Genomic DNA, 23,794 nt, shown 5'->3' with positions numbered 1-23,794 from the left:
ACTCACAGGGCATTATTTGTTGGTGCGGATCTTTTGCCGCGGATTGATGCCGCCGGCGGCAGTGGTGTCGTTCTCGACGTCGCCCTCTGTCGTGTTCTCGCCAAGCTCGAGATCGTCGCCTTCCTTGATGCTGCCCTTTGATGTTCCGATGCCTGGATTGTTTTCCAGATCGGCATCGCTCGGTCTGCGTGATTTATGATGCTTGGTGCTCATGGCAGGCTCCTTCCAAGATTGCTGGATGAGGAACAGATTGGCCGCCGCGGATGTTCCGGGGCGCATTTGACCGCCGCCGTGCCCTGAGACCTCTTCAAAGTCCGAACGGATAGGTTTCGGGCACGCCGGTCCTGGCATGTTCCGGCCCAAGCGGCGTCACCGCTTTGGTCTTGTCGAACCAGACGAAGGCGTCGAACTGTCGCGGCAGCGAGACATCGGCATAGTGGCTGCGCAGTTCGGTTTCCGGCCTGTAGATCACGCCGATGAAGCGCTCCAGCCGCCGCTCCAGCAGGCGATGCCGCAGCGCGGCGTCGCGGTCCATATCGAGCAGGAAGCGCGACACGCCGCTGTCGTGGCAGAGCCGTTCATAGCTGTCCGCATGCGAGGGGCGCACCCGCATGACCTGCATCGGCTCGTCCCAATCCGAAGCCGCGGCCACCGTTCCGGAATCGGTGCCGAAGCCGATCAGTGCCGCCTGCTCGCCGAAGCGCTCGCGGCAGAGCTGGCCGATGTTCAGTTCCTCTCTTATCGTTCCCATCTCGGTGAAGCGGGCGTCGCCGATATGCGAGTTGTGAGCCCAGACAACCGCCTTTGAGTCCGGGCCGCGCGCCTCGAGCAGATGTTCGAGTGTTTCGAACATATGCGTGTCGCGGAGGTTCCAAGACTCCGCTCCGCCGTAATACATGATGCGATAGTAGCGCTCGGCCGCGGCGACCAGCCTTGCATTCTGTGCTGCGTCGAGGAAATCGGTGCCGTCCTGGCGGGCATAGTCCAACTGCCTGGCAAGCAGGTCGCGGCATTGCTCCAGAACCGCCTGCTCGCATTTGCGATAGCCGGCGCTGAGTACGGCGCGGCCGTAGGTCGAAGGCTCCTTCTGCCACGGCGTCAGGCAACCATAGCGTTGCCGCGCGGCGGCCGCCGCTTCTGGGTCGACCTGATCGAGATAGCGCAGCACGGCCGCGATCGATGCGCTCATGTTGTAGATGTCGAGACCGTAGAAGCCGGCCCGCCGGTCGGCTTCGTCGATGCCTTCGTTGTGATCCCGCATCCAGCCGACAAAGGCTTCGACATCGGTGTTGCGCCACATCCAGGTCGGAAAGCGCTGGAACGGCGGCTCGGCTGCCGCGCGCAGCTGCCGATGACGCACGTAGCGGTCGACGGCCGCGGCATCCGGCCAGTCCGCTTCCACGGCAACGATGGTGAAGCCGTGTTTTTCGATAAGCCGGCGTGTGATCGCCGCGCGCGCCCGATAGAATTCGGACGTGCCGTGGCTGGCCTCGCCGAGAAGCACGACGCGCCGATTGGCAAAGCGGTCGAACAATTCGCCGAAGGCCAGATCGCCGAAGTCGGGCAATGGTTCGGCTGCTGCGGCGATCATTTCGGGCAGGCTTCGTCCACGTGCCCGCGGGGTAATGATCGCCGGCCGGTCGTGGCGCGGCCGAGGCTGTTCCGCCCAGCCTTGTTCGCCGATGAGCGGAACGAATTGCACGCCGCCGAGGTCTTCCTCCTCATAGGTCGTCGCGCCGGTCCGCGTCACCTTGAGCAGCCGCTGGCCGTCAGCCTCCTTGCCGACCGGTATCACCAGGCGGCCGCCGACATCGAGCTGCTCCTGCAGCGCCAGCGGCGCGCCAGGGCCGGCGGCGGCCACTAAAATGGCGTCGAACGGCGCCGCGTCGCGCCAGCCCTTGGTGCCGTCGCCGGCGCGGACCTCGATATTGTCGTAGCCCAGCCGTTCGAACCGCTGCCGGGCGGTCTCGGCGAGCGCCGCATGGCGCTCGATCGTGTAGACGCGTCCGGCGATGCGGCTGATCACCGCCGCCGCATAGCCCGAGCCGGTGCCGACTTCGAGCACGCGGTCGCCGGGCTCGATCTCGGCCGCCTCGATCATGTAGGCGACCATATAGGGCTGCGAAATCGTCTGGCCCTTGCCGATCGGCAGCGGCGAGTCCTCGTAGGCAAATTCCTCGAAATCGGGATCGACGAAAGCCTCGCGAGGAACCTGGCGCATGGCATCCAGCACCTGGACATCCTCGACGCCGCGCTGTGCGATCTGGATATCGACCATCCTGCCGCGCGCTAAGGAAAGATCGGACATCGGCATTGTCCTGCTGTCGTTGCAAACCGCCGCCTTGCTCCAAAACCATCGGCAGCGGGGAAAGTTTCATTGGTGGAACGATTTCTCGCGCGTCGGCACCCGCAGGATCAGGGCGCCTTCTCGCCGACGATCTCGAACCGTTCGACCTCGAAGTGCTGGCCAACCACCGTCAGCACCTCGGTCGACGGCTCTTTCGCATCGGGCTGCTTCCATTCCAGCCTGTAAGAAAACACGAAACGGTCCTGGGCGGCGTTATGCTCCATGCAGACGAAGCGCGCGTCATACTTCAGCGGCCGCACCAACTGCCCGAGATCGGGCGGCGATCCCTTCGGCCAGGAGATCGCAAGCATCGCCTTATGTTTACGCGGGATATTGAGATCGACCCATTTCAGGGCCTGGAGCGTCACCAGGGTCAGCACCGTCGCGATCGCGCCGAGGCCGAACTGGCCGCCGCCAAAGGCGAGCCCGATCATCGTCATTATCCACATCGTTGCGGCTGTCGTCACGCCGGTGACGAGATCGCCGCGCCGCAGGATGGCGCCGCCGCCGATGAAGCCGACGCCGGTGAGCACGCCGAGTGCAAGCCGCATCACGTCCATGCGCACGAAGGAGTCCGGGCCCTTGCCGGATACATCGAGCAGCATGTTGGCCTGCACCATTGCGACGCAGGCCGCAAGGCCGACCAGGATGGTCGTCCGCAGCCCAGCGGTATGGCCGCGCGCCTCGCGGTTGAGACCGATCAGGAAGCCTGCAAGCAAGGTCAACAGCAGCCGCCCGACGAGATCGGGCCAGGTCGGATGTAGCGGCATATCGCAGCAGAGCGGTTCAAACATGTTTTCACCAGCGGCGCGGAGGCTGCCCGCCGTCGTCGCATTCTTAAAACAATTCCATCAGAAATGCACGGCGGCATCTCGCCCGAAAATGCATGAAATCAACCGCTTAAAACACAAGACATCCGCCTCACAAAATGAGCCGTCTAAGTGCGAGCAGTCGCAACGGGTGGCTAGCGGATGGCGAGGCTCAGCACCAGCGCCAGCACGACGATGCCGACGAGCCCGGCGATGAAGATGATGCGGCGGGCGCGCGTGCGCAGGATGATTTCGCCCTGCCGGGCGTCCTGTCCGGAAAAGACCGGACCCTCGCCTTTGCGGTCCTTGCTCATGATTTGCTCCTTCCCTGCGGATGAGCACGACGCGTCGAAGCGTCAGAACAGGAACCGATTTGCTGGCGCGAAGTTCCGGCCGAATTGGCGCGACCTGCCGGGCAGGGAGCGACAAGCTCTCCCGCCCGGCGGCCGGTTTTACCCGGTCGTGAAAAACTGTCGTGTCAGCCGAACTTCGGGTCGAGGCCGCCAGACTTGTAGCGCTTGGCCATTTCCGACAGTGGCAGCGACTTGATTTTCGGCGCGTTGCCGGCGGTGCCGAACTGCTCGAACCGCTCCTTGCAGAGCGTCTTCATCGCCGTCATGGCCGGCGTCAGATATTTGCGCGGGTCGAACTCCGAAGGGTTCTCGGTCAGCACCTTGCGGATTGCGCCGGTCAGCGCCATGCGGTTGTCGGTATCGATGTTGATCTTGCGCACGCCGTGCTTGATGCCGCGCTGGATCTCCTCGACCGGCACGCCCCAGGTCGGTTTCATCTGGCCGCCATACTTGTTGATGATCTCCTGCAGCTCTTCCGGCACCGAGGACGAGCCGTGCATGACCAGATGCATGTTCGGCAGGCGGCGATGGATCTCCTCGATGACGTTCATGGCGAGCACCGCGCCATCGGGCTTGCGGGAGAACTTGTAGGCGCCGTGGCTGGTGCCCATGGCGACGGCAAGCGCATCGACACGGGTGTCGCGCACGAACTGCTCGGCCTGCACCGGATCGGTCAGCAACTGGTCGTGGCTGATCGCGCCTTCGACGCCGTGGCCGTCTTCCTGCTCGCCGCCGCCGCTCTCCAGCGAGCCGAGCACGCCGATCTCGCCTTCCACCGAGACGCCGCCCCAATGCGCCATGTCGACGACGCGGCGCGTGATGCCGGAATTATAGGCATAGTCGGCCGGCGTCTTGCCGTCCTCCTTCAGCGAGCCGTCCATCATTACCGAGGTGAAGCCGTGCTGGATCGCGGTGACGCAGGTCGCTTCGTTGTTGCCGTGGTCGAGATGCATGCAGACCGGGATGTCGGGGTGGATTTCGACCAGCGCGTCGATCAGCTTGGCCAGCACCACGTCATTGGCATAGGCGCGTGCGCCGCGGCTGGCCTGCAGGATGACGGGCGACTTGGTCTCCTCGGCCGCCTCCATGATGGCGAGCCCCTGTTCCATATTGTTCATGTTGAAGGCAGGCACGCCATAGCCGTGTTCGGCGGCATGGTCGAGCAATTGTCTGAGCGTGATGCGAGCCAACGAAGAGTCTCCCGTATCTGGTTTCGAGCCCGTGTTGAAAAGGCCGCCCGGGCGGGCCGCCCCGTCGCTTCTGGCCGGAATCCCGCCGGATCGCAACAGCCCGCAGACCTGCCCGGCGCAATTCTTGTTACAGCCTGTAGGAGGCTCGCTGGCGCTATTTCCGGCTGCCTTGCCTGGCCGCGAGCGAAAGCCGCACATCCTCTTCCGCTCCGTCCAGCAGGACGATCAACGCTTTGCTGGTGGCTGCCGGATCGCGCTTCTCGATGTTTTCGGCGATTTCCCGGTGCAGCTTCAGCGAATGGCTCTGCCCGGCCGGATTGTCATCGGAAAGCCGGAAGCTGATGACAAGCGCCGCCTCGATCAAGGCCGCCAGCGAGCCGATCAGCTCATTTGCGGACATGTGCAGGATCGACTGATGGAAGGCGAGGTCGGGAATGGCGAAGCGCTCGCCGTCGTCGCCGGCCTTCTCCATCTCTTCCAGAATTGCCCACAGCTCGGCTATCTGCTCAGGGGTCGCGCGCTCCGCCGCCAGCGCCCCGGCCATCGGCTCGATGGCGCGGCGCAGCTCGAACAGGGAACGCGCATCCTCGGCTGTCGCCCTCGGTCCGAACCGCCACATCAGCACGTCCGGATCGAGGAAATTCCAATCCCGGCGCGGGCGCACCCGCGTCCCCGTTCGCGGACGCATCTCCACCATGCCTTTGCCGGCGAGAACCTTGATGACTTCGCGCAGGCCGGTGCGGCTGGCGCCATAAGAGGCGCTCCAGTCGTCGCCGTTCGGCAACTGGTCGCCGGGAGTGAATTCGCCGCTGACGATGCTTTGGCCGATCTCGTTGAGCAGCCTGCCATGCAAGCCGGTATGGGATGAGCCCGCCATGAACGGCGCCATCCGGAGCATCCGTGGACGGCTGGCGTTAATCTTCATACTATTCCCATTATTCATATGATTGTCACGTGCGCCCCCTAGTAAGCACACCGTTGAAAAAGCAGCCAGAGCCGATCGACAAAATACCGCGCAATCGTAGCTGAAGAACCACAAAAATCTGGGCTTCTGACATCGCCGGCGGCGCCCCGTCGTCGCTCGATGTCGTGCGCGCATTTTGTCGACGAGCCATACAACAGGAACGCGACAGAATGTTTTCCTCAATGATTATGCGCGCCAGCCAGGCCGCCGCCGCGAAGCACACGGCAATGGCTTGCATCCCCAAAATCACGGCCTCCTGCCTTCTTGCGTCCGGAGCTCTCGTCATGGCGTCGGCGCCGGTCTTTGCCGCAGAACCGTGGATCATGGTCGAGAAGACGACCTTCACGGGCGACGCGATCGTCTCCAAGCAGCAGGGTGTGACGACAGACGGAACGAACTGGTATTTCTCCGGCACCAATGTGCTGGAGCGCACCGACAAGAGCTACAACCCCAGCCTGCAGGTCTCGCCGGCGATCCCGGACGTCCTCAAGCTGCCGTCCCAGTATTCCGACATCGGGCTCAACCACATCGGCGACATCGATTATGCCGATGGCTATCTCTACATTTCGCTCGATTCGAGCAAGAAGGACCCGGTCACCGGCGGCAAATACGAAAATCCGGTCTTCGCTGTCTACCGCGCCAGCGACCTCAGCTTCACCGGCCAGGCCTTCGCGCTCAATCCGCCACACGGCATCCATGACATCGCCAGCTGGGTGGCCGTCGATGCCAAAAACGGCCTCGGCTACGGCATGGCCTATGAGAACGCGACCGAAATAGCAGTCTACAATCTCGCCGACTGGAGTTTCAAGGAATACATCCCGCTGTCGCACACCATCGACCAGGCGCAGGGCGGCAAGCTGCTCGACGGCTGGATGTATTTCTCCACCGACAACGACGATAAGATCATCTACCGGGCGAACCTGAAGACTGGCGAAGTCGAGAATCTTGGCAATCTGAAGATCGACGGCGAGCAGGAAATCGAAGGTCTGTCCTTCAACATGACCAAGGACGGCTGGTCGATGTACATCCTCAACCGGGAAGCGCTGGAGGGCAATCCGAACGAGGAGGCCGTCGGCTTCTACCGCTATCTGCGCCCCTATGGGAACGCGCTTTCCGGCGAAGTCCATGCCGATATCATGGGCGCGCTCGTCGACGACAGCCGCTTCGCGCGGGATTCGGCAAACCGCCGGCTCCGTTCGGCCTTCGATGCGGATGACGTGTCCCTGACCACCGCCGCCATCGACGCGACAGGGCTGCATGCCGCGCCTGCCACGGCCGATGGCATCGTGATCTGGAGCGAGGCGCTGGCCATGACCGGCAATGTGAGCGGCTCGGGCGATGCCGCTGGCTTCGACCGCACCACCGCGGGTTTCGTCGGCGGCGCCGACATTCCGGTCGCCAGCTGGCGGCTGGGCGTGCTCGCCGGCTACAGCCGCACCAATTTCGACGTCACCGACCGCGCATCCTCCGGCTCCAGCGACAATTACGATCTCGGCCTCTATGCCGGCACGCAATGGGGGGCTCTGGGTTTCCGTGCCGGCGCGATCTATGGCTGGCACGATATCGACGTCCGGCGCAATGTCGTCTTCCCGGCCTTCAGTGAACAGTTGTCGGCGGACTACCGGGCCGAGACGGCGCAGGCTTTCAGCGAGCTCGCCTACAAGTTCGACACTAGCCTGGGCGCGTTCGAACCTTTCGCCAATCTGGCCTATGTCCATCTCGACACGGATGGCTTTGCCGAGACGGGCGGCACCACGTCCGCTCTGACCAGCCAGGGAGCCTCGAGCGAGAACACCTTCTCGACGCTTGGCCTGCGCGCCTCGACCCGGCTCGGAACCGGCATGACCGCCTTGCATGGCATGTTGGGCTGGCGGCACGCCTATGGCGATGTCCAACCGGCGACGACGCTTACCTTCAACACGGGAGCGTCCTTCGCCAGCGCCGGTGTGCCGATCGCCAGGGATGCGTTGGCGGTGGAGGCCGGTTTTGATGTTCTCCTGTCGCCCAAGGCAATGCTTGGCGCCTCCTATTCCGGCCAGATCGCCAAGGACGCGCAGGGACACACCTTCAAGATCAACTTCGATCTGAAGCTGTAGGCCGGAAAGAAACGCCGGTTGGGAATTCCGCCGGCGTTTCCTGTCTCAAGCGGCTATCCGCTCACGCGCGGCGAGGATCTCGACGCATGCCTTCGCCGCTTCCTTGCCCTTCGCGGTGAAATGCTCGTGAAAGAAGCGGTGGTGCTCGGCGCTGTCATGATGTGCGGGGTCAGCACCGGCACGCCGGTGGCAAGCTGCACGCTTGTCCTGAGGCTCAGCCCACCATGCCGGGCAGCCGTTCCGCCAGCGCGTCGATCAGGACCCTAACGCGCAAGGGCATGGACGGTGCCTGCGGCCAGAGCGCCGAGCTGTTGAATTCGATCGCGGTAAGATTTTCGAGCACCGTGACGAGTTCGCCCGACGCGACGCGCGGCTTCACCAGCCAGCACGGCAGCCAGGCAAGGCCCATGCCTGCTGCTGCGGCGTCGGCCATGGCCTCAATATCGTCCAGCCTGATGCGGCCGTTCATCGCCACCTCGGTGACGTCGCCCTGGCCATCCCGGAACAGCCAGGTGCGGATGCGCGCCGGATTGGCGTAGTAGATCGCCTCGTGAGCCTGAAGGTCGGCCAAGGCCGCCGGCCGTCCACGCTTTTCGAAATAGGCAGGCGAGCCGCAGACGACCATGCGTTGCCGGGCCAGCGTGCGCGTTGCAAGGCCTGCCTCGTTGGCGACGTTTCCATTGCGGATAGCAAGGTCGTACCCCTCCCGGACCACATCCACCGGCCGGTCGGTAAAGCCGATTTCCAGCATCAGGGCCGGGTACTTTGCAGCCACCTCGTAAAGAACAGGCGCAACGCAATACCGGCCGAAGATGGCCGGCACGCTGATGCGCACCTTTCCGGTCGGCTCCGTACGCCCGGTCTGCAGGGCGCTCTCGCCGGACTTCAGCGTGGCCAGCGCATTCTGGCAGTGTTCGTAGAAAACGCTGCCGTCCTGCGTCAGCTTCACGACACGCGTCGTGCGGTGGAAGAGGCGAACGCCGAGGCGCTCCTCCAGTCGCGAGATGCTCTTGCCGACGGCCGAGCGCGACAGATGCAGCTTGGTGGCGGCGGCAGCAAAGCCGCCCGTCTCCACCGTCGCCACGAATTCATGAATTCCACTCAGTCGGTCGACCATGGAAGCCCCATTGTAGATAGAATAGCTCCATTTAGAGGAAAAAATATCGGCACTGCAAATCAAAGGGCGCGAATATGATCGAAAGTCAAACGAAGGACATTCGGGAATAGCGACCTATGAACAAACATGTCGGCACGGAAACGATCAGGCAGTGGGCGCTGAAGGACATCGGCCGATCCAATCTGGAACTCGTCGAGGCGGCGAAGCCCGTGCCCGCGGACAATGAGGTGCTGGTAAAGATCGCTGCGGTGTCGCTGAACTATCGCGACAATCTTCTTGTCGAGACCGGGCTGGGCTTTTCACGGCCCAACGGCCAGCCCATGGTGCCGGGATCGGACGCAGCCGGCGAGGTGGCGGCCGTCGGCTCAGCCGTGACGCGCTTCAAGCCGGGCGACCAGGTGATCTCGACCTTCATGGCAGGCTGGGTCGAGGGCCTCGGGCCGGGCACGGCGCGCCAGCCGACCTCGGCGACGCTCGGCGGTCCTCTGAAAGGGCTTCTCGCCGACTATGCGGTGCTCGACCAGGAGTGCTGGGTGAAGGCGCCGAAAAGCCTGAATGCGGCAGCTGCCAGCACGCTGGTCTGCGCCGGGCTGACGGCCTGGACGGCGCTCGTCGAGCGCGGCCGGTTGCGCGCGGGCCAGACCGTGGTGGTGCAGGGTACGGGCGGCGTCGCCCTGTTCGGCCTGCAGATCGCGGCGGCACACGGCGCCGAGACCTTGGTCATCTCCGGCGACGACGCCAAGCTGGAACGCGCCAAGGCTCTCGGCGCCACGCACGGGATCAACCGCCACAACCAGGACTGGGTCGAGGCGGTGTGGGAGATGACCGGCGACCGCGGCGCGGACCATATACTGGAGATCATCGGCGGGGCGCATCTCGGCAAGTCGCTGGAGGCCGCGGCCGTGGGCGGGCGAGTGTCGCTGATCGGCATTCTCGAAGGCTTCGATGTCTCGGGCAGCTTCGCGATGCTGGCGCGCAAGCGCCTGATCGTGGAAGGCATTCAGGTCGGCCATCGCCGCTCGCTGGAAGACCTGGTCCGCGCCGTCGATCGTGCGGGGATCAAGCCGGTGATCGACGCCGAATATGAAATGGCGGATCTGCCCGTCGCGCTCGACCATCTCGCCCGCGGACCGTTCGGAAAGATCGTGGTGGCCGTGAACCCGAAAAAGTAGTCGCGCTAACCTGGGATGCGATTGGCTTGATGGAGATGGGAAGGGTCAGCACGCGCCTGTGCGCCGCAAGAGACCGGGAACGTCAGGCGTCCGGCTGCGTATATTTTCGGGGGAAGATCGGCTCTCACCCGCGCTCCGGAAACATGGCCTTCAACCCCTCGCGCGAAGCCTTTGCAACGCCGCGTTCCGTGATTAGCCCCGTGACCAGCCGCGCCGGGGTCACATCGAACGCCGGATTTGCCGCCGGCGTCGCGTCGGGCGAGACGCGCACCTGCGCGATGCTGCCGTCCGCCGTCTTGCCCCAGACCAGCGAGACCTCGTCGCCGGAGCGTTCTTCGATCGGGATTTCGGCCAGTCCGTCGGCCACCGTCCAGTCGATGGTGGGCGAGGGCAGCGCGACATAGAACGGCACGTCATTGTCGGCGGCGGCGAGCGCCTTGAGATAGGTGCCGATCTTGTTGCAGACGTCGCCGTCGGCCGTGGTGCGGTCGGTGCCGACGATCACCATGTCGATCTCGCCGCGCTGCATCAGATGGCCACCGGCGTTGTCGACGATCAGCGTATGCGGCACGCCATGGCCGGCCATTTCCCACGCGGTGAGCTGGGCGCCCTGGTTGCGCGGCCGGGTCTCGTCGACATAGACATGCACCGGAATGCCGGCTTCGGTCGCCAGATAGATCGGCGCTGTGGCGGTGCCGTAATCGACCGTCGCCAGCCAGCCGGCGTTGCAGTGGGTGAGGACGTTGACGGTCTCGCCCGGCTGCTTGCGCGCGGCAATCTCCTTGATGATTTCCAGTCCGTTCTCGCCGATGGCGCGATTGAGTCCGACATCCTCGTCGGCGATCTCGGCGGCGCGCCGATAGGCGGCCTCGGCACGTTGTTCGGCTGGCAGCGGTTTCAGGAAACGCCGCATCTCGTCCAGCGCCCAGCGCAGATTGATCGCCGTCGGCCGGGTCTTGTGCAGTGTCGCCCAGACGGCGTCGAGCGCTTCGTCCGACGCATCGTCGGTCATCTGGATGGCGACGCCATAGGCGGCGGTGACACCGATCAGCGGTGCGCCGCGCACCCACATGTCGCGAATCGCGGTGGCGATACCTGCCACGGTTCCGATCTTTTCGATGCGGAATTCATGCGGCAGCCAGCGCTGGTCGATGATCTCGACCGAACGTCTGTCATCGCTCAGCCAGATGGTGCGGTAGTGGCGCTCGCCGACGTTCAAAGGCTGTTCTCCTGTTCGATCAGCGCGGCCAGGGTGTTGACCTCGTCGATCCCGTGGATCTGGCGCCGGTTGACGGCCATGTGGCGGCCGAAGCGCAGTGCCTTGGCCTCACATGTGGCGCGCAGGTCCTGATCGGCAATGGTCTCGAAATCGGCATTGTGGGCGAGGCCGAGGATGCGCCGGTGCACCTCGATGCCGGCAAAGCCCAGCAGGTCGTCCCAGATCGAGTGCAGCATGACATCGAGCGCCTGCTCGGCGCCAAGCAGGTCGCCCTGATCCTCGAACAGGCTCTTCTGGTAGAGCATGCCGGTGCGCTCGGTCCGCCACAGATGCGAAAACTCGGCGCGGAAGACGGCCCAGGTCTCGGCGGTGACGTCAAGCAGGTAGGCGCGCATGGCATCGCGCTTGCCGTTCTGCTCATGGCCGCGCTGCGAAAAGAACGCCATCCAGAAATTGGCGAGCAGCATGCCGACGTCGAAGGCGATCGGACCGTAGAAGGCGAATTCCGGATCGATCATCCGCGTTTCGGTCTCGGTGACCATGATCGAGCCGGAATGCAAATCGCCGTGGAGCAGCGTCTCGGCATTGGCGGCGAAGAGGTGCTTCAGCCGCTGCGCCTCGACCTTGAGGTCGCGGTCGGCGCGCAGTTCGGCGACCAGGCCGTCGAGCTGTGGGCTGGTGTGCCGGTTCATCTTCGCGTCGAAATAAGGATCTGAGAACACCAGATTCTCGGTGATGTCGCAGAGCTCGACATTGTCGGCGAACAGCGCCAGATCGGCCTTGCGCTCCCTGGCCGCCATCGACAGGTCCGAGCCGCGAAACAACGTGCGGGCCATGAACAGGCCGATATCCCGGGCGATGTTCGGCAGCTGCCGGCCCTCGATCAGCGCGCGCCGCAGGATGATGTATGGCGGCGACAGATACTCCATGACGATCAGCGCCTGGCCTTCGTCGAAATGATAGATGGCCGGCACCGAGCCGGGCGCTCGGCGCTCTTGCCTAGTCAGCGCGTGGTATTCGAAGAAGGAGCGCTTCAACGGCAGCGGCCAGCTGTCGCCGACCAGCCGCACATAGGGCAGCGCCTGCTTGACCACCGCACCGCCCCGGTCGCCCTCGACGATGAAGACGAGGTTCAGATTGCCGTCGCCGACCTCGCGCACCTTCCAGCGCCCTGAATCCTCGCCAATACGCGTGGCCAGCGCTTCGTTATCGCCGAGGCGTTTTGGCAGCGTCTCCACCGACAGTGCTTCGAACGGCTTCTTCCCGGTCATCCTCGCCCCTCCTGCTCATGGTGTCCGAAGATAGCGGAGCCACGGCGGCGAGGCCAAGGTAGGAAGCGCTCTGGCAATTGTCAATCGTGTTGACAATTGCCGGATGAGCCCATAGCGTCGCGGACAGGGAGGAAGGAATGGGCGCAGAAGCCATATTCCGTGTCGAGGGTCTCAGGAAATCCTTTGGCCAGAACGAGGTGCTTGGCGGCATCTCGCTCGAGTTTTATGCGGGCGAGGTGACCGTGCTGATGGGTGCCAACGGCGCCGGCAAGTCCACCCTGGTCAAGATTGTCAGCGGGGTCTACCCGCGCGGCGGCGGCACCATGCAGCTCGCAGGCAAGGCGTTTGACCCGCAAGCCCCTGCCGAAGCGATCCGCTCCGGTGTCGTCACCGTGCACCAGAACATCAATGACGGCGTGGTGGCCGATCTCGACGTCGCCACGAATTTGACCCTCGACCGGCTGAGCGGCAAAGGCGCATCGCTGCTGTTCAAGCCGCGCAATGTTCGTGTCGAGGCCAAAGCCGTCGCCGACCGCATGGGGCTGGCAATCGATCTCGGGGCCCGCGTCAGAGACCTGTCGCTAGCCGACCGTCAGATGGTGGCGATAGCCCGTGCCCTGGCGCACCAGCCGAAAGTGCTGATCCTCGACGAGCCGACGTCTTCGCTTTCCAGCGCCGAGGCCGAGCGGCTGTTCGCTTTGATCGATCGGCTGCGCGGACAGGGCGTCGCCATCCTCTATATCTCGCACCGCATGTCGGACATCAGGCGGCTCGCCGACCGCATCGTCTCGATGCGCGACGGCTTGGTCTCGGGCGTCTTCGACCAAAAGCCGCTCGATTATGAGGGCGCTGTCAATGCCATGCTTGGCCGCAAGATCCAGCTCGCCCGCGTCGTTGCCAGAAGCTCGGCGCAAGCGGTCTTCATCGCCGAAGGGTTGCAGCTGGCGCAGGGCGCCAGGCCGCTCTCGCTGACGCTCGGCGCTGGCGAAGTTGTGGCGATCACCGGTCTTGTCGGCGTCGGCAAAACCGCGCTGGCCGAAACCCTGTTCGGCGTGCGCCGGCCGCTCGCTGGCACCATGCATATGGAAGGCAAGCCTTATGCGCCGGGGTCCGCACGTGAGGCGATCGCCGCCGGCATTTTCCTCGTCGCCAAGGACCGCGCCGCCAGTGGCATCGTCCAGGGCTTCAACATCGAGCGCAACATCAGCCTGCCCTTCCTGAAGCGCATGTCCGGCCTTGGCGTCATGAAGCGCCGAACCGAGCGCATCGTCGCCCGCCGCCAGATCGATGAGCTCGGCATCGTCTGCCGGTCCGAGAAGGACGAGCTCTCGGCGCTGTCCGGCGGCAACCAGCAGAAGGTGATGGTCGCCCGCTGGATGTCGCACGCCTCGCGCCTGTTCATCCTCGACGAGCCGTTCCAGGGCGTCGACATTTCGGCAAGGCGCGACATCGCCGCCAAGCTCAGGGCAAGCGCCGACGGGCGCGCCACGCTCATCTTCGTCACCGAGCTCGACGAAGCGCTGGAGACCGCCGACCGCGTCCTGGTGATGTCGGAACACGCAATCGTCGGCGAGCACAGGAACGACAACATCGATCTCGATCGGCTGTTGGCGCAGGTGGCCGGCGGGCCGCTCACCAGCGCGGCGTGAGATCGCAGGATGACGAGACTCGGAGTGCAGGCATGAGTTCCAGTTTGGCGGGCAAGGCAAAGGCGCGGGAGCGCTCGATGACATTGCGCGACTATGCCATCCGCTATGGCTTCATTGTCCTTCTGGTCGGCCTGATCGCCTATTTCGCGATCGCGGCCGATGGTTTCGTCTCGCCGCAAAGTGCCGTGTTCATCTTCCAGTCGGTGGCCATCACCGGCGTGCTGGCGCTCGGCGTCACCGCGACGCTGGTCGTCGGCGGCTTCGACCTGTCGATCGGCTCGGTCGCCACCAGCGCCATGATGGCGGCGTCCTACGCCATGGTGGTGCTGGAGCAGAACGCCATCGTCGCCGTCACCGCCTGCCTGGTCATCGGCATCATCGTCGGCCTGATCAATGGCTGGCTGATCGTCTATATGCGCGTCCCCGATCTCCTGGCGACGCTCGGCATGATGTTCCTGCTGCTCGGCCTGCAGCGCATCCCGACCGAAGGCCGCTCGATCGCCACCGGCATGACCATGCCTGACGGCTCGGTCGCCAACGGCAAGTTCTCGGACGCCTTCCTGGCGCTTGGCCGCCATCGCTTCGACTTCTTCATCCCGAACCTGATCCCGGTCTCGGTGGTGGTGCTCATCGTGCTCGCCGTGCTGATCTGGTTCTTCCTCGAATACACCCGCTTCGGCCGCATGATGTATGCGGTCGGCTCCAACGAGCGCGCCGCCGAACTCGCCGGTGCCCCTGTCAAGGCATACAAAATCTGGGCCTACGTCATTTCTGGAGTTTTTGCCTCGATCGGCGGCATTTTGCTCGCCGCCCGGCTTGGACGCGGCGACATCGCCTCGGGTAATAATCTCTTGCTTGATGCAGTCGCGGCGGCGCTGATCGGCTACGCGGTGCTCGGCGCCGCCAAGCCCAACGCCTTCGGCACGGCCGTCGGCGCGGTGTTCGTCGGCGTCCTACTGCAAGGCCTGACGATGATGAACGCGCCTTACTACACGCAGGATTTCGTCAAGGGTGCGGTGCTCGTCGTCGCCCTTGTCTTCACCTTCGCCCTTTCCGGCAGGGGCAGGACATAGGATTTCGACCGGGTCCGATTAAAACCAAGTGGAGGAAACGACGTGAACATCACAAGAAGACTTTTGGGAAAGGCCGCATTCGGGCTTGCGGGCGCCGCGCTGCTGATGCAGGGGACAGCTCTTGCCGCGGACAAGCCGGCGCCGTTCGACAAGCCCGGCGTCAAGATCGCGCTGGTGCGCTATCTTTCGACCGGTGACTTCTTCCAGGCCTATCTCTCCGGCGTCGAGGCGCAGGCCAAGGCGCTCGGCGTCGACCTGCGCGTGCTCGACAGCCGCCAGGATGCCGCACTGCAGGCCGACATGGTCGACCAGGCCATTGCGCTCGGCGTGCAGGGCATCATCATTCAGCACGGCCTGACGGAATCGATGAAGGACGCCGCCCAGCGCGCGGTCGATGCCGGCATCAAGGTCGTCGCCTTCGACGTCAATGTCGAGAACCCGAAGATCCCGCAGATCGAGCAGTCGGACCGCGACCTGGCCAAGCTCGCGCTCGAGCAGGCGGTGAAGGACAATGGCGAGAGCTGGAAGGCCGGCTATGTCTATGTCGCCGGCATCGCGCCGCTTGACCGCCGCAATGAGACCTGGGTCGACGTGAAGAAGAAATATTCGGGCATCAACGAGGTCGCCATGTTCGGCACGCTCGACAACCCGATCGCCAATTCCGTCGCCAACCAGGCGCGCTCGGTGCTGCAGGCGCATCCCGACATCAAGGTGATGTTCGCGCCCTATGACGAGTTCGCCAAGGGCGTCAAGATCGCCGTCGACGAGGCCGGATTGAACAAGGACATCAAGATCTATTCGGCCGACATCTCGACCTCGGACATCGCCGCCATGCGCGAGACCGACAGCGCCTGGGCCGCGACCGCCGCCACCAATCCGGCCGTCGTCGGCCAGGTCTCGGTGCGTGCGCTGGCGCAGCTGCTTGCCGGTGAGGATCCCGGCCACAACGTCATCGTGCCGCCGACGCTGATCACCCGGAAGGAGCTGATCGACAAGGACATCAAGAACATGGAAGACCTGTCGGCCAAGCTGCCGCAGTTCGCCCATGCCGATGTCGCCATGCCGGCCTGGATGCCGAACCCGAACGCCAAATAAAGTTCGTCAGACAACGAACTAGAAGGGCGGCCAACGGGTCGCCCTTTTGTTTATCGGGATGTTTGGCTCAGCGCAGCGCTGCCGCGATGTTGCCGCCGTCGACTGTCGTCACGTCCGCGGTGGTGCGCTCGGCCAGCGCATGATGCAGGAAGGCCTGCGCCACATCCTGTGCCGTCACTTCCTGGCCGAGCAAATTGCCGGACATGTATTCCTTCTCCGACACGCCGCGCGCGCCCGAGCGGCTGGCGATCATGGCGTCGGTCAACAGCCCCGAGCGGATGCGGTCGGCGTTGACCGCGTTGGAGCGGATGCCGTAAGCGCCGTAATCGAGCGCATATTGCCGCGACAGGAACAGCGTCGCCGCCTTCGGCACGCCATAGGCGCCGAACTTCGGCCCCGGATTGACCGCCTGCTTGGAGGTGTTGAACAGGAGCACGCCACCGGTGCCCTGTTCCAGCATGATGCGCACCGCGTTCTGCGCCACCGACTGATGGGCGAAGAAGTTCAACTCGAAGCTCTTGCGCAACAGCGCGTCGTCGAGTTCGCCGATCCTGCCTTCCCAGGCGGCGCCCGCATTGGACACCAATATGTCGACACCGCCGAACACCGCGACGGCCTTGTCGAAGGCGGCGCGCACCTGGGCCGGATCGGTGATGTCGGCAGCAAAGCCGATCGAATTGTTGCCGGTCTTCCTGGCGGCCTCGGCAGCTTTGTCGGCGTCGAGGTCGACGACGACGGCATGGGCGCCGTTGTCGGCGAACAGCTTGGCGGTCGCGGCACCGATCGCGCCGGCGCCGCCTGTGATCAGCACCACCTGGCCGGTCAGCGGCTTCGGCTTGTTGGAGGCGAGCTTGGCCTGCTCCAGCGACCAATATTCGAGCGGGAACAGGTCGGCCTTGGACAGCGGCTGGAAATTGCCGATGGCCTCGGCGCCGCGCACCGCCTCGATCCACATCTCGCCGACGTCGGAAGCGATCCTGGCGTCCTTGAGCGTGCGGCCGTGGCCGAACATGCCGAGGCCGGGAACCAGCGTCAGCCGCGGCATCGGGTCGAGCATGGTACGTTTGACATCGTCCAGCGTGTCATTCGTCTCGAAATAGGCGGTGTAATCCTTGGCGAAGGCCTCGACATGGTCGCGGATCGCGCTCTTGTAATCGCCGAGCTTCTCGGCGTCCGGGGCCGGCAACGCCATCGGGCCGGTCTTGATGCGGATCGACAGATCCGGCGTCGACACGCCACGCTTGGCATAGTCGGAAATCTTGGCCGAATTGATGAAATCGATGATCGCAGCCGAGGTGCGGAAATCGCTGATCATGCGGTCGAAACGGCCTTCGCCGCGCGCCACGGCCACCGCGCCGCGCAGCATCGGCGCGATGTCGCCGGCTTTGGCCAGCTTTGCCGGCAGCGCCGCCTTGGCCGTCTGCGGCTTGCCGTTCTTGGCGACATAATCTTCGGCCGCATTCACATAGTGGATCATGCGGTCATAAGCTTGCCTGGCGTCGTCGCCGAAGGTGAAGATGCCGTGCTTGTCGAGGATCAGGCCTTCGACGCTTGGATCGGCATCAAAGACTTCCGCCGCGACCTTGGCGAGGTCGAAACCCGGCTTGATGTAGGGCACGTAGCCCATTTTGCTGCCGAACACCTTTGCAACCAGCGCCTTGCTGTCTTCCTGATCGACGATGGCAAGGATCGCGGTCGAATGCGTGTGGTCGACGAATTTGTGCGGCAGGAAGGCGTGCAGCAGCGTCTCGACCGACGGGTTGGGCGAGGCGGGATCGATGAGGTTGGCGCGCTGCAGCGCCACCATGTCCTCGTCGGAGAGCGTGTCGAGCGCGCGCGCCTTGAGCAGCGCGCCCATCTTCACCGCCGGCAGGCCCTGCGGCTCGATGACCGCCATGTCCCAGCCGCTGCCCTTGACGCAGAGCACGTCCCACTCGTCGCCGACGAGATCGGTGGCCTTGGTCTTGCACGAAGTGTTGCCGCCGCCATGCAACACCAGCCGCGGCTCTCCGCCGAGCAGGCGCGTCGTGTAGACGCGCAGCGCCAGGTCGCGGCCGACGCCCTTTTTGGCATAGTCGGCAACCATCTTTTCCGCGTCGGCGTCGTTCCAAAGGTTCTTCATGTCGTTCCGTCCGATGTCCGTCTTTTTGTTGCTCATGAACAGGAAGCCGCGACGCTCTTATGACAGACGCGGCGAGGATGGTTTCTAGGATGCCTTCTTGTTCGCCGCCCCGGCGTGGTCGAGAAGGCGCCCGGCCATGTGCGCGCCGATCACCAGATGCGTGCAGAGCCCGCCGGCGATCGCTGCCAGCAGCGGCTCGAACTTGCTGTCTTCCTGCACCACCATCAGGCGCTTGTCGATGGCGCGCAGCGAGGTGAGCTCGGCGGAAATCACCCGCCTGTTGTAACTGCAGTCGAGCACCTCGCCCTTGGCGTCGATGATCTGCCCGGCGATGACGCCGGCCGCGCCTTGCCTGCGCAGCGCCGCCATTTCGTCGGCGGTCAGCGCGCCGCATTTGACCAGATGGCTGTCGGCATCGACCGCGCCGACGGAGTAGAGCGCCAGATCGCAATCGCTGATGCCGGCAAGCTGGTCACGGATCACCGGCTCGGCGCGCAGGCCTTGCGCCAGCTCTTCGCTCGACAGCACCAGCGGCGCATAGAAATTCAGGCCCTTGGCGTTGAGCCGCCGCGCAATCTCCATCGTGCACTGGTCCGGCCGGTAGGAATAGGGCGCTCCGAGATTGCCGCAAAGCTGCACCACGGTGACGTCCTGAAGATCGGCATAGGACATGATGTCGGCGATGGTGTAGACGGTGCGGCCCCAGGCGACGCCGATGCGGTCGCCCTTCTTCACCAGCTCGAGAAAGACGCTCGCCGCGAGCACCGCGATGTCGGTCGAGGCATCAGTGACATAGGCGTTTTCCGGCGCGATCCAGACGACGTCGAGCTTAAGGGCGTCCTCCAGCCGGCGCGCCATGACGTCATCGGTGAACAGCTGCGTCGAGGTCGAGATGTTGACGATGCCGGTCTCGCGCGCCTTGCGCAGATACATGGCGACCGAAGCGCGGGAAATGTTGAGCTGGCTCGCCACTTGGTCCTGGCGCAGGCCATGCGCATAGTAGAGCCAGGCGGCCTTGTGAATGAGCTGTTCTGCCGGTCGGATTGCCATGCCGCCTCCTGAGGCTGACATTAGTCACGGCTCTCGACAAAAGTCAAATCGGGGCAAGTTAGTGCAAACGCCTACCGGTTGCGATCTGATCGAGACGGCCATTCCAGGGGGCACGCATATGATAGCATTTCCCGGGCGTTCAGGGGGATGGCATGATCGCCGACCAGCGGTTAGAAAGCTCGAAAAGACTTTGGGGAGGATGGGATGGCCAATCCCTACGAACAGAATCTCGACAGGAATGCCGCCAACCACCAGCCGCTGACGCCGCTCACCTACCTCGAGCGGGCGGCAAAGACCTATCCCGACCATGTCGCCATCATCCATGGCAGCCAGCGCATCACCTATCGCGAATTCTGGCGGTGCTCGCTGAAGCTCGCCTCGGCATTGTCGAAGCACGGCATCGGCAAGGGCGACACGGTGACGGTGATGCTGTCGAACACGCCGCCGATGCTGGAAGCGCATTTCGGTGTGCCGATGACCAAAGCGGTGCTGCATTCGCTGAACACCCGCCTCGACGCGGCCGTCATCGCGTTCCAGCTCGACCATGCCGAAACCAGGGTGCTGATCGTCGACCGCGAATTCTCCGGCGTGGTCAGGGAAGCGCTGGCATTGGCGAAGGCCAGGCCTTTGCTCATCGACTATGACGACCCCGATTATGCCGCCGACGCGCCCTATCCGAAAGGCGAGCGGATCGGCTCGATCGACTATAAGGATTTTCTCGCCTGCGGCGATGCGGATTTCGCCTGGTCGATGCCCGACGACGAGTGGGACGCCATCTCGCTCAATTACACCTCCGGCACCACCGGCAACCCGAAGGGTGTCGTCTACCACCATCGCGGTGCTGCGCTGATGGCCTATACCAACACCATTCATGCCGGCATGGCCAAGCACGCGGTCTATCTGTGGACGCTGCCGATGTTCCACTGCAACGGCTGGTGCTTTCCGTGGACGCTCGCGGTGCAGGCCGGCACCCATGTCTGCCTGCGCTGGGTGCGGCCGAAGCCGATCTACGACGCCATCGCCGACCATGGCGTCACCCACCTCTGCGGCGCGCCGATCGTCATGTCTGTGCTGATCAACGCGAAGGATGAGGACAAGCGCCAGTTTCCGCAGACCGTCACCTTCAACACTGCCGCCGCACCGCCGCCGGAGGCCGTGCTCTCCGGCATGGCCGATGCCGGCTTTGCCGTCACCCATCTCTACGGCCTGACCGAGACCTATGGGCCTGCGGTGGTCAACGAGTGGCACAATGAGTGGGACGAGTTGGAGAGGGGGCCGAGGGCGGCGAAAAAGGCGCGCCAGGGCGTTCGCTACGCCGCGCTCGAGGGGCTGAAGGTGATGAACCCCGAGACGATGACGGAGACGCCCGCCGACGGCGAGACCATCGGAGAGGTCATGTTCCGCGGCAACATCGTCATGAAGGGCTATCTGAAGAACAGGAAAGCGAGCGACGAAGCCTTCGCCGGCGGCTGGTTCCACTCCGGCGACCTCGGCGTCATGCATCCCGACGGCTACATCCAGCTCAAGGACCGCTCCAAGGACATCATCATCTCCGGCGGCGAGAACATCTCGTCGATCGAGGTCGAGGACGCGCTCTACAAGCATCCGGCCGTCGCTTCGTGTGGTGTCGTCGCCCGCGCGGACGACAAATGGGGCGAGGTGCCGGTCGCCTATATTGAGCTGAAGCCCGGCAAGGCGGCGACGGAGGCGGAGATCATCGAGCACTGCCGTGGCCTGCTAGCCCGCTTCAAGGTGCCGAAGGCGGTGGTATTCGCCGAGATTCCGAAAACCTCGACCGGGAAGATCCAGAAGTTCCGGCTGCGGGAGATGGCGAAGGGCGCCTGACTTCGTCATCCTAGGGTGGAGCAGTCGCGAAGCGACGTCGCGGAAATCCTAGGATCCATGCCGTTACCTCGCGGCAGCGCTCCGGCGGCCGAGAATAGCCGCCAGCGGGCACTGCACAAAATCGGCGTACCATTTTGATCCGCCTCATTCTTCGGTAAGCGTCACGGAATAGATCCTCGGGTCTGCGCGCGTCGCTTCGCTCCTTGCTTCGCCCGTAGATGACGACGGCACAAGCACCTGTACCCGACCGCTGACGTCGTTTATGGCACCCGCTCACTGTCACCATCTGTCATCATTTGTACGCGTACGTCGATTCCGCGTTGACATCGAACATTTTTCGATTTACGAGTGACGAAAGTTGAAATTCGTCATTCGTAAAACGACAGAGAGCCATGTCCGAAGCCGCCAACATAGTGGCAGACCCCGCCCGCCAGGAGAATGTGACGCGCATTCTCGACTGTGCCGAACGCCTGTTCCGTCACTATGGTTACGGCAAGACCAACGTCGCCGACATCGCCCGCGAGCTCGGCATGTCGCCGGCCAATATCTACCGTTTCTTCGCTTCCAAGGTCGAAATCCACCAGGCAGTCTGCGCCCGTCTGCTCGGCGCCAGCTACAGGATGGCCTACGAGATTTCGCGCCTGCCGATCAGCGCCGAGGAACGGCTGCGTCGCTACGTGCATGCCCAGTACAAGATGACAATGGAAGTCATGCTCGACGACCAGAAGGTGCATGAGATGGTCATCGTCGCGCTGGAACGCGACTGGGGCGTCATCGACAAGCATATCGACAGCATCCACGACCTGTTCGCCGATGTGATACGCGACGGCATCGCGGCCGGCGAGTTCAGAGAGCAGGATCCGGTGATCGCCTCGCGCTGTTTCGGCGCCGCCACCGTTATCCTGTGCCATCCGCAGATGGTCGCGCAGTGCCTTGCCAAGACCAACCGGGCGATGCCCGACGATCTCATCGACTACGCAATCAGAGCCTTGAAATAGCCGCCGCCCGCCGGGTGCCGGTCGACGATCATCTCCAGTTCGGGAGTGCTAACGTGTCTTTGTCCAGTTCCATCCTCCGCAGGCTGCCAGCCGCCGGCCTCCCAGTCGCCGGCCTCATTGTGGCGCTCGGCCTTGCCGGCTGCAGCCAGGAGAAGGCGGCGGTCGTCCAGGAAGTTCTCCGGCCGGTCAAGGTCGTCGAGATCGGGGAGGCGCAGACCACCCGCCAGCTCGACTACTCCGGCTCGGTGCGCGCCCGCATCGAAATGAATCTCGGCTTCCGCATCGCCGGCAAGGTCACCGAGCGGCTCGTCGACATCGGCCAGCATGTAAACTCGGGCGACGTTCTGGCCCGCGTCGATCCTTCCGATTACGAGCTCTCCGTGAAGAGCGCCACGGCCAGTCTCGATGCCGCCGAACGGCAGGTCGAGACGGTCGATCTCGCCAAGAAGCGCGCCGAGCAGCTTTACGCCAAGAACTTCGCCCCGAAATCCCAGCTCGATCAGGCGAACCTGACCTATGACCAGGCGGTGGCGACCCGCGACGCCGCCCGCTCGACGCTGGCCCAGGCGCAGAACCAAGTCCATTACACCGATCTCAAGGCAACCCAGGACGGCATCGTCACCGCGGTCAGCGCCGATGTCGGCCAGGTGGTCGGCGCCGGCACGCCGGTGATGACGGTTGCGGTCGACGGCGAGAAGGAAGTGCTGATCGCCGTGCCGGAGATGGACATTGCCGGCTTCAAGCCCGGCAAGGAAGTCAAGGCGAGCTTCTGGTCCGACGATGCGCTGACCCTCGACGGCAAGGTCCGCGAGGTTGCCGGCAGCGCCGACCCGCAGTCGCGCACCTTCGCCGTCCGCGTCTCGCTCCCCAACGACCCGCGCGTGCTGCTCGGCATGACCGCCAATGTGCAGGCGACCGTCGGCAGCAAGGCGCAACTGGTCTCGATCCCGCTGAGCGCGATGGCTGAGAAGGACGGCAAGCAGATCGTCTGGACGGTCGACCGCGGCAGCGACACGGTTCATCCGCGCCCGATCAAGGTTGCGAACTTCACCGCCGACGGCGTCGCGGTGGCCGACGGCCTGAAGCAGGGCGACGTGGTGGTTGCGGCGGGCACCCAGTTCATGACCGAGAACCTGAAGGTCAAGCTCTCCGGCGACAATGCCTTGCAGTCCGCCTCGGCGGACGATGATGTCGCGGCCACCAGCAGCCTGCGCTGACGGCCGAGCGAAATACAAATCCAGTCTGACGTCGCTCCGCTAAGACGCGAGGTCAGGCAGGTCATGGTTTCCGGGCGGCAGGCGCCCGTTCGTGGAGACGCCGGGTCGATGTTCCCCCCGCGCATCGATGCAGCGTCCCACCGCGATGAGTGTCTCTCCGCTCGGGGAGCCTCGCCGCCCGGAAGCCAGACAGAAATTCATACGCGG

General features: G+C 64.2%; 20 protein-coding genes and 1 pseudogene. 8 read left to right on the top strand and 13 right to left on the bottom strand.

Going from position 1 to position 23,794, the window contains the following annotated elements:
• Positions 1–12 precede the first annotated feature (12 nt).
• From FJ974_RS25255 to FJ974_RS25225, 7 genes are all read right to left on the bottom strand, one after another.
• On the bottom strand, positions 13–213 hold the full coding sequence (locus tag FJ974_RS25255) for a hypothetical protein (protein WP_140533149.1): 201 nt from the start codon (positions 211–213) through the stop codon (positions 13–15).
• 94 nt (positions 214–307) lie between these two features.
• Positions 308–2,308, bottom strand: coding sequence for a protein-L-isoaspartate(D-aspartate) O-methyltransferase (locus tag FJ974_RS25250; protein WP_140533150.1), 2,001 nt, complete (start codon positions 2,306–2,308; stop codon positions 308–310).
• 107 nt (positions 2,309–2,415) lie between these two features.
• Complete coding sequence (locus tag FJ974_RS25245; protein WP_140533151.1) at positions 2,416–3,141, bottom strand: MgtC/SapB family protein; 726 nt, start codon at positions 3,139–3,141, stop codon at positions 2,416–2,418.
• A gap of 170 nt (positions 3,142–3,311) precedes the next feature.
• Positions 3,312–3,470 (bottom strand): peptide ABC transporter permease, encoded by a 159-nt coding sequence (locus tag FJ974_RS25240; RefSeq protein WP_140533152.1) that lies wholly within the window; start codon positions 3,468–3,470, stop codon positions 3,312–3,314.
• Positions 3,471–3,634: 164 nt separating this feature from the next.
• Positions 3,635–4,699, bottom strand: a complete 1,065-nt coding sequence (fba, locus tag FJ974_RS25235) for a class II fructose-bisphosphate aldolase (RefSeq protein WP_140533153.1) — start codon at positions 4,697–4,699, stop codon at positions 3,635–3,637.
• Between the two features lie 154 nt (positions 4,700–4,853).
• The gene (locus tag FJ974_RS25230) at positions 4,854–5,576 is read right to left on the bottom strand and encodes a FadR/GntR family transcriptional regulator (protein WP_226891380.1); all 723 of its coding nucleotides are present in this window, start codon (positions 5,574–5,576) and stop codon (positions 4,854–4,856) included.
• A gap of 73 nt (positions 5,577–5,649) precedes the next feature.
• Entirely contained in the window at positions 5,650–5,949 is a 300-nt protein-coding gene (locus FJ974_RS25225) for a hypothetical protein (RefSeq protein WP_181177119.1), read from the bottom strand.
• Between FJ974_RS25225 and FJ974_RS25220 the strand changes: the two genes are divergently transcribed.
• Entirely contained in the window at positions 5,948–7,759 is a 1,812-nt protein-coding gene (locus tag FJ974_RS25220; protein WP_181177112.1) for an autotransporter domain-containing protein, read from the top strand. The genes FJ974_RS25225 and FJ974_RS25220 overlap by 2 nt on opposite strands.
• 45 nt (positions 7,760–7,804) lie before the next feature.
• On the opposite strand, the pseudogene FJ974_RS25215 reads toward FJ974_RS25220, so the two are convergent.
• Together FJ974_RS25215 and FJ974_RS25210 are read right to left on the bottom strand one after the other, a co-directional pair.
• Positions 7,805–7,962, bottom strand: a pseudogene (locus tag FJ974_RS25215) (6,7-dimethyl-8-ribityllumazine synthase); the annotation flags it as partial.
• A gap of 11 nt (positions 7,963–7,973) precedes the next feature.
• Positions 7,974–8,876, bottom strand: coding sequence for a LysR family transcriptional regulator (locus FJ974_RS25210; protein WP_140533155.1), 903 nt, complete (start codon positions 8,874–8,876; stop codon positions 7,974–7,976).
• A gap of 116 nt (positions 8,877–8,992) precedes the next feature.
• On the opposite strand from FJ974_RS25210, the gene FJ974_RS25205 reads away from it, so the two are divergent.
• Positions 8,993–10,048: a zinc-dependent alcohol dehydrogenase family protein gene (locus FJ974_RS25205; RefSeq protein WP_140533156.1), complete on the top strand. Its 1,056-nt coding sequence runs from the start codon at positions 8,993–8,995 to the stop codon at positions 10,046–10,048.
• A 124-nt stretch (positions 10,049–10,172) separates the two neighbouring features.
• Here the strand turns inward: FJ974_RS25205 and mtnA are convergent, their stop codons facing one another.
• Together mtnA and mtnK are read right to left on the bottom strand one after the other, a co-directional pair.
• The gene (gene mtnA / locus FJ974_RS25200; RefSeq protein WP_140533157.1) at positions 10,173–11,267 is read right to left on the bottom strand and encodes an S-methyl-5-thioribose-1-phosphate isomerase; all 1,095 of its coding nucleotides are present in this window, start codon (positions 11,265–11,267) and stop codon (positions 10,173–10,175) included.
• Positions 11,264–12,538 (bottom strand): S-methyl-5-thioribose kinase, encoded by a 1,275-nt coding sequence (gene mtnK, locus FJ974_RS25195; protein WP_140533158.1) that lies wholly within the window; start codon positions 12,536–12,538, stop codon positions 11,264–11,266. Before mtnK ends, mtnA begins: the two co-directional genes overlap by 4 nt.
• A 137-nt stretch (positions 12,539–12,675) precedes the next feature.
• Here mtnK and FJ974_RS25190 point away from each other — a divergent pair, with 137 nt between their 5' ends.
• From FJ974_RS25190 to FJ974_RS25180, 3 genes are all read left to right on the top strand, one after another.
• Positions 12,676–14,187 (top strand): sugar ABC transporter ATP-binding protein, encoded by a 1,512-nt coding sequence (locus FJ974_RS25190; RefSeq protein WP_140533159.1) that lies wholly within the window; start codon positions 12,676–12,678, stop codon positions 14,185–14,187.
• 77 nt (positions 14,188–14,264) lie between these two features.
• Positions 14,265–15,260, top strand: coding sequence for an ABC transporter permease (locus FJ974_RS25185; protein ID WP_140533242.1), 996 nt, complete (start codon positions 14,265–14,267; stop codon positions 15,258–15,260).
• Between the two features lie 42 nt (positions 15,261–15,302).
• A complete protein-coding gene (locus tag FJ974_RS25180) occupies positions 15,303–16,355 on the top strand; it encodes a substrate-binding domain-containing protein (RefSeq protein ID WP_140533160.1) in 1,053 nt (350 codons plus the stop codon).
• A gap of 67 nt (positions 16,356–16,422) precedes the next feature.
• Here the strand turns inward: FJ974_RS25180 and FJ974_RS25175 are convergent, their stop codons facing one another.
• On the bottom strand, positions 16,423–18,477 hold the full coding sequence (locus FJ974_RS25175; RefSeq protein WP_140533243.1) for a bifunctional aldolase/short-chain dehydrogenase: 2,055 nt from the start codon (positions 18,475–18,477) through the stop codon (positions 16,423–16,425).
• Between the two features lie 84 nt (positions 18,478–18,561).
• The gene (locus FJ974_RS25170; protein ID WP_140533161.1) at positions 18,562–19,527 is read right to left on the bottom strand and encodes a sugar-binding transcriptional regulator; all 966 of its coding nucleotides are present in this window, start codon (positions 19,525–19,527) and stop codon (positions 18,562–18,564) included.
• Positions 19,528–19,731: 204 nt separating this feature from the next.
• On the opposite strand from FJ974_RS25170, the gene FJ974_RS25165 reads away from it, so the two are divergent.
• From FJ974_RS25165 to FJ974_RS25155, 3 genes are all read left to right on the top strand, one after another.
• Positions 19,732–21,372: an acyl-CoA synthetase gene (locus FJ974_RS25165; RefSeq protein ID WP_140533162.1), complete on the top strand. Its 1,641-nt coding sequence runs from the start codon at positions 19,732–19,734 to the stop codon at positions 21,370–21,372.
• A gap of 392 nt (positions 21,373–21,764) precedes the next feature.
• Positions 21,765–22,370 (top strand): TetR family transcriptional regulator, encoded by a 606-nt coding sequence (locus FJ974_RS25160; protein ID WP_140533163.1) that lies wholly within the window; start codon positions 21,765–21,767, stop codon positions 22,368–22,370.
• Positions 22,371–22,453: 83 nt separating this feature from the next.
• Entirely contained in the window at positions 22,454–23,587 is a 1,134-nt protein-coding gene (locus FJ974_RS25155) for an efflux RND transporter periplasmic adaptor subunit (RefSeq protein WP_413468367.1), read from the top strand.
• Positions 23,588–23,794: the final 207 nt, after the last annotated feature.

Source organism: Mesorhizobium sp. B1-1-8 (assembly GCF_006442795.2).
Taxonomy (GTDB): Bacteria; Pseudomonadota; Alphaproteobacteria; order Rhizobiales; family Rhizobiaceae; genus Mesorhizobium.
This window is presented reverse-complemented; position numbering and strand designations above follow the sequence as displayed.